The sequence below is a fragment of the Sphingomonas sp. 2378 genome (assembly GCF_038084995.1).
Taxonomy (GTDB): domain Bacteria; phylum Pseudomonadota; class Alphaproteobacteria; order Sphingomonadales; family Sphingomonadaceae; genus Sphingomonas.
This window is the reverse complement of record NZ_JAXCMJ010000107.1, coordinates 1-1,069: the sequence shown is the minus strand read 5'-3', so window position 1 is coordinate 1,069 and position 1,069 is coordinate 1. Positions and strand designations below refer to the sequence as shown.

At 72.6% G+C, this 1,069-nt stretch carries 1 protein-coding gene; it reads left to right on the top strand.

What is annotated here, in order from left to right; all coding sequences use genetic code 11:
• Positions 1–1,005: sensor histidine kinase (locus tag SM191_RS19475; protein ID WP_341507647.1), on the top strand; the 1,005-nt coding region annotated here is incomplete at its 5' end.
• Between the last annotated feature and the right edge of the window lie 64 nt (positions 1,006–1,069).

Sequence of the window (1,069 nt, the reverse complement as noted above, 5' to 3'; positions counted from 1 at the left end):
GCCCCACCCACCGAAGCCGTCGCCGCCCCCCGTCCCGCCGAGGGGCGGACCGAACAGGGCGTCCGCGTCCATGCGCGACAGGTGACGATCCCCTCGACGCGAGGACCGGTGACGATCACCGTCGCGGCCCCGCGCTCGGTCGTTGCGCGACCGATCCGCGCCGCGCTGATCCCGCTGCTCGCGATGCTGGCGGGGCTGGGCGTGTTGCTGGCGGCGACGAGCCTGATCCAGTTGCGTCTCGGCCTGCGCCCCTTGCGTCGGTTGCGCGATGAGGTTGCCGCGATCCGTAGCGGCGAGCGGACCCGCGTCGAGGAGGACCAGCCCGCCGAGTTGCAACCCCTGGCGGTCGAGCTCAACGCGCTGACCGTCGATACCGAGCGCAATCTGGCGGCGGCGCGAACGGCGGCGGCCAATCTGGCCCATGCGCTCAAGACCCCGGTGGCGACGCTGGCGCTCGATCTGGCGAACGACCCACCCCGCGCGGCACAGGTGGCGCGGATCGATGCGACCATCCGCCATCACCTCGCCCGCGCCCGTACGCAGATCGGGGCGACGCGCGCCGTTACCCCGCTGGCCCCTGCAATGGACGACCTGGCCCATGCGATCGGGCGGCTCCATGCCGACCGGGGCATCGCCGTGACCACGGACATCGCCGCCGATCTGACGGTGGCGATGGATGCGCAGGATCTGGATGAAGTGGCGGGCAATCTGGTCGACAATGCCGCCCGCCACGCCCGGTCGCGGGTAACGATCGGCGCCGCGACCGAGGGGCGACAGATCCTGCTGCGCGTGGTCGATGATGGGCCGGGCATTGCCGAGGAGGATCGCCTTCGCGCGACCCAGGCCGGGGCCCGGCTGGACGAGCGGGGGGACGGGCATGGCTTCGGCCTGCCGATCGTCCGCGAACTGGCCGAGTTTCATGGCGGCGGGCTGATCCTGGCCGAGGCGGCGGGCGGCGGACTGTCCGCCACCGTCCTGCTGCCGCGTGCCGCACGACAAGGTTGAACAGGAGAGATGCGACCGATGATCCCCCGCCCCGCCCGGACCCGCCCCCTGATGCTGCTCCCCA